Origin of the sequence: Haliea sp., from assembly GCF_040222615.1 — a bacterium.
GTDB lineage: Bacteria > Pseudomonadota > Gammaproteobacteria > Pseudomonadales > Halieaceae > Haliea.
On record NZ_JAVKCQ010000062.1, the window covers coordinates 1 to 4,452 of the forward strand.

6 protein-coding genes are annotated in these 4,452 nt (G+C 66.1%); 5 read left to right on the forward strand and 1 reads right to left on the reverse strand.

Annotation, left to right across the window (positions count from 1 at the left end):
• The 5 genes from RJQ10_RS05215 to RJQ10_RS05235 form a co-directional block, all read left to right on the forward strand.
• A partial coding sequence (locus RJQ10_RS05215; RefSeq protein ID WP_350144326.1) for a hypothetical protein occupies positions 1–595 on the forward strand: 595 nt, incomplete at its 5' end.
• A complete protein-coding gene (locus tag RJQ10_RS05220) occupies positions 595–1,545 on the forward strand; it encodes a pyridoxal-phosphate dependent enzyme (protein WP_350144328.1) in 951 nt (316 codons plus the stop codon). The genes RJQ10_RS05215 and RJQ10_RS05220, both read left to right, overlap by 1 nt.
• Positions 1,546–1,550: 5 nt before the next feature.
• Positions 1,551–1,991 carry a VOC family protein gene (locus RJQ10_RS05225; protein ID WP_350144330.1) on the forward strand — a complete coding sequence of 147 codons (441 nt, stop codon included), beginning with the start codon at positions 1,551–1,553 and terminating at the stop codon, positions 1,989–1,991.
• A complete protein-coding gene (locus tag RJQ10_RS05230; RefSeq protein ID WP_350144332.1) occupies positions 1,988–2,890 on the forward strand; it encodes a DUF6279 family lipoprotein in 903 nt (300 codons plus the stop codon). Before RJQ10_RS05225 ends, RJQ10_RS05230 begins: the two co-directional genes overlap by 4 nt.
• A gap of 106 nt (positions 2,891–2,996) precedes the next feature.
• The gene (locus RJQ10_RS05235) at positions 2,997–3,746 is read left to right on the forward strand and encodes a cytochrome b/b6 domain-containing protein (protein ID WP_350144334.1); all 750 of its coding nucleotides are present in this window, start codon (positions 2,997–2,999) and stop codon (positions 3,744–3,746) included.
• Here the strand turns inward: RJQ10_RS05235 and RJQ10_RS05240 are convergent.
• Positions 3,743–4,452, reverse strand: a 710-nt coding sequence (locus RJQ10_RS05240; protein ID WP_350144336.1) for an MFS transporter, incomplete at its 5' end; no start/stop codon positions are given. The genes RJQ10_RS05235 and RJQ10_RS05240 overlap by 4 nt on opposite strands.

Here is a 4,452-nt window from a genome sequence, read left to right on the forward strand (position 1 = left end):
TTCCATCAGCGCCACCGGCCGCCAGCCACCGGCCAGCTACCTGTTCCGAGCTGCCATGCTGCCGGCAGCGGCGGTGTTGGCTCTGTACTGGTGGTGCAACTACAGCTGGTTGCGCTTCCTGCAGCCCGCGGGAGGCCACAACGGTCGCCTGCGCTGGATGCTGGCGCTGGGACTGCTCGCCTGCCTGGGGCTGGTACTGTACGTGGCGGTGCTGGGTGAAGCCGGCGACGCCTGGCGCTTCCAGCGCCGCGCCGGCACGGTGTTGTTCTTCTCCTTCACCTTTCTTGCCCAGTTGTTGCTCGGTGTGCAGCTGCGGGCCCTGGCTCCAGGCTTGCCCCGGGTGCAGGGGCTGGCCCGGGGAATGTTGTGGGTCTGTTGCCTGTTGCTGGCGCTGGGCATCCTGACAGTGGTGCTGCAGGCCTGGGATGGCGTATGGTACGACTCGGTGGAGGACGCTTTCGAATGGGTGCTGAGCCTGCTGCTGCAAACCAATTTCCTGCTGGGTTACCTGGTTTGGCGCCGGGCAGACTGGCAGCTGCATTTCGTCCAGCCCGAAGCGGCGTTGTCCACGCCAGCCAACCAAGGAAAACAGTAATGGCCGACCCCGTCCCCAGCCTTGCGGATATCGCAAACGCGCGCGAGCGCATCGCCCCCCATGTCCATGTCACGCCGGTGTACCACAGCGAACTGCTGGACACGTATACGGGCGCCCGGGTGCATTTCAAGTGTGAGAATCTGCAAAAGGTGGGCGCGTTCAAGGCCCGCGGTGCCAGTAATGCCGTGTTCAGCCTGTCCGCCGAAGAGGCCGCCCGTGGCGTCGCCACCCATTCCTCGGGCAACCACGGTGCCGCCCTCGCCATGGCCGCACGGCGCCGCGGTATCCCCGCCCATATCGTGATGCCGGCGAACGCGCCTTCGGTAAAACAGGACGCGGTGGCCGCTTACGGCGGCCTGGTCATCAGCTGTGAGCCGACGCTGGCTGCACGCGAGGCGACCCTGGAGCGGGTGGTCGCCGGCACCGGCGCGCATGTTGTCCATCCCTATGCCGACCCTCGGGTCATCGCCGGCCAGGGCACCGTGGCGCTGGAAATCCTGGAGCAGGTGCCGGACCTCGACGTGATTGTGGTCCCGGTCGGCGGCGGCGGCCTGTTGTCCGGGGTGGCGCTGGCCGTCAAGCATCTGCGGCCCGAGGTTGAGGTGGTGGCCGCCGAGCCGGAGGGCGCGGACGACGCGTTTCGCTCGTTCGGGCTGGGAGAGCTGCAGCCCTCGGTCGCCCCCAAGACCATCGCCGACGGTTTGCTGGCCGGCCTCGGGGCGCTCAATTTCACCTTGATCCAGCAGTATGTGGACACCATCCTTACCGTGACCGACGCCAATATCGTCGCCGCCATGCGCCTGCAGTGGACCCGTCTCAAGACCGTGGTCGAGCCATCGGGCGCGGTCAGTTTTGCCGCCCTGCTGGAACATCCGGAGCGATTCCGCGGGCGCCTTGTGGTGACGGTGATCAGCGGCGGCAATCTCGACCTCGACAGGCTGCCCTGGTGAACCCCATGGACTATCCCCGTTTTCACCTCGCCCTGCCCGTGGATGACCTCGAGGCGGCGGACCACTTCTACGGCGAGTTGCTCGGCTGTCCCCGCGGTCGCGCATCCAGCCGCTGGATAGACTACGACTTCTGGGGCCACCAGCTGGTGGCCCACCTGGTGCCGGCTGCTGCGATGCCCGCGGTATCGCGCAATCCCGTGGATGGCGAGGAAGTCCCCGCGGCGCACTTTGGTGTCATCCTGCCCTGGGCTGACCTCGAGGCCCTGCTTGGCAGGCTTCGGCAGCACAACCTCCCGTTTGTGATTGCGCCCACGGTGCGCTTCGCCGGACGCCGGGGCGAGCAGCAGACCTGCTTTATTCGCGACCCCGCCGGCAATCATCTGGAGTTCAAGGCATTTCGTAATATGGATATGCTGTTTGCCACCGATGGTCTCGACTATCCATGAACGCCGCCCTTTCCGCCCGCGCCCTGCCGCGGCTCTGTGTCCTGATGCTGCTGCTGGTCTTCCTGGCCGGCTGCAGCGGTACCCGGTTCGTCTACAACCGGCTGGACTTTCTGGTTCCCTGGTACCTGGGGGACTACGTCAGCCTGGACCGCGACCAGGGTCGTCTGCTCAAGTCGGAGCTGCAACCGTTCCTGGCCTGGCATCGACAGGAAGAGCTGCCGCGCTATGTGGCCCTGCTCGACCGGGTCGAGGGCAAACTTGAGCGGGAGCTCACCGAAGCGGACCTGCGGATTCTGGCGGCCGATGCGGAGGTCGCTGTCTTCCGCCTGCAGGAGCGGGCCCTGGACTGGATGCTGGCCCTGGGGGAGGAGCTGCGGGAGGAACAGCTGGCCGAGTTCCTGGCCGGCCTGCGGGAGCAGCAGTCCGAGTATGAAGAAAAGTATCTGGAACGGGATGATGCCGAGTTCCAAAGCGATGCCTGTGAGCGACTGCAGGACAGTGCACGCAAGTACCTCGGGCGTCTGCAGCGCGAACAGAAAGCCGGGCTGGCTGCGGCCTGCGATGACATGCTGCGCTCCGACAGTCTCTGGCTGGAAGCCCGTGGCCAGTGGATCGCGCGGCTGGACCATATCCTGCAGCGCGAGCCCGGTTGGCAGGACGACCTGCGCGAGGCACTGGCCCGGCGGGGCGAGACGGTGTCCGCCGCTTACCGCAGCACCTACGAGCACAACGCCCGCGCCATCCAGCTGGCGGTGGTGGCGCTGCTGAACGGCCGCAGCGAACGCCAGGATGCGCACCTGCGGCGAGAGCTGGGCAAGCTGCGCCGGGATCTCCTGGCGCTGGTGGAGCAGGGTGAACGCGAGCAGGCGACAGTCGCGCTGGCTGCGGAGCAGTCATGAACATGATCCAGGACAGGAACTCAGCGACCTCTTAATGCCAGCTTCATCTTGTTGACCTACACTTGCCGGTGAAGCCGACCGAATGGCAGTTGTACAGGAGATAGCGATGGCAAAGCAGGATTCCGGGTCAGTGGTCGAGGCCTATTCAGTCTGGGATGCAACAACCCGCTGGTTCCACTGGATCAACGTGCTGTGCGTTCTCCTGCTGGCGGGGATCGGGGTGGTGATCCTGAATGCAGGCGCGCTGGGAGTCAGCAGCGATGGCAAGATCGCGCTGAAGACATTCCATGCCTGGACCGGTTACGTGTTCGCGCTGAATCTGTGCTGGCGTATTGTCTGGGGCTTCGTCGGCTCCCGCTATGCGCGCTGGGGCGCGATCCTGCCTGTAGGAGGCGGCCGGTTGCGCGAACTGAAGCTGTACCTGCGTGAGCTGAAATCGGGGCACGCACCACATTACCGGGGCCACAATCCACTGGGGCGGCTGATGGTCGGGGCCCTGTTCCTGTTGCTCAGCGCGCAAATGCTTACCGGCCTGGTGCTCGCGGGTACCGATCTGTACCTGCCTCCATTCGGTCACGAATTTGCCGAGTGGGCCACCGGTGCCGGTGAGGACCACAGCAAACTGGTGGGCCTCAAGCCGGGGCAGAAGGAGCTGCTGGACCCGGAAGGCTACGCCTCCATGCGCGAGTTCCGCGCACCGTTCATTGCGGTTCACAAGTGGTCATTTTTCATCCTGATGGGGCTGATACCGATCCACATCGCGGCAGTGGTGCTGGCAGATATACGCGAGCGCAGCGGCCTCATTTCAGCGATGTTCAGCGGCGCCAAGTTCTTCTCCCGCAAGCCGCGTGACTAGGGGGAACCCGCTCGCCGGTAGAGCCACAGGCTGGCACCCGCCACCAGCAGCGCCGCGGCGAGCAGGATCGGCGGGAAGCCCAGCCGGTCCGCCGCCGGGCCCAGGGCCAGCGCACCCAGGGCCGGCGCACCCATGGTCACCATCACCCACAGGCTCATTACCCGGCCGCGAAAAGCGTCCGGCGTCGACAGCTGGGCCAATGCCTGGCTGCTGATACCGGCGATCGTCATGGTCATGCTGAGGGCGAAGATGATGGCGCCCAGGTGTAATGTCGTCGCGGCCCAGGCAACCGGCAGCAGTGACAGTGCCCCGGCGATCTGGGCTCCTACCACCAGGGGCAGCAGTCCCTCGCCGGCATTGCGGCGCCGCGCCAGCAACAGCCCGCCGAGAATGGCGCCCGCCCCGGCGGTCGCGGTCAGGGTCGCGAGGGTACCGGCATTGCCGGCCAGCAACTTGCCGGAGATGGCTGGCAGGAGTTCTATTACCGTGCGGCCGAGCAGGCCGTTGAGCAGGGTAAAGGCCAAGATCACCCTGATTTCCCGATGCGAGCGCACGAAACGCAGCCCCGCCACCATTTCCCCCGCCAGGGTAAAGCCTCCGGGCGCCACGGTCCGGGCCCCCAGCCTGATCCGGGTCAGCAACAGCAGCCCCGCAGCAAACAGGGCGGCGGCGACCAGGAACGCCACACCGGCGGACGCACGGCTCA

What these genes read in the sequence shown, in the direction of transcription:
- RJQ10_RS05220 (WP_350144328.1), top strand. Translation starts at nt 595, where the DNA reads ATGGCCGACCCCGTCCCCAGCCTTGCGGATATCGCAAACGCGCGCGAG.
- RJQ10_RS05225 (WP_350144330.1), top strand. Translation starts at nt 1,551, where the DNA reads ATGGACTATCCCCGTTTTCACCTCGCCCTGCCCGTGGATGACCTCGAG.
- RJQ10_RS05230 (WP_350144332.1), top strand. Translation starts at nt 1,988, where the DNA reads ATGAACGCCGCCCTTTCCGCCCGCGCCCTGCCGCGGCTCTGTGTCCTG.
- RJQ10_RS05235 (WP_350144334.1), top strand. Translation starts at nt 2,997, where the DNA reads ATGGCAAAGCAGGATTCCGGGTCAGTGGTCGAGGCCTATTCAGTCTGG.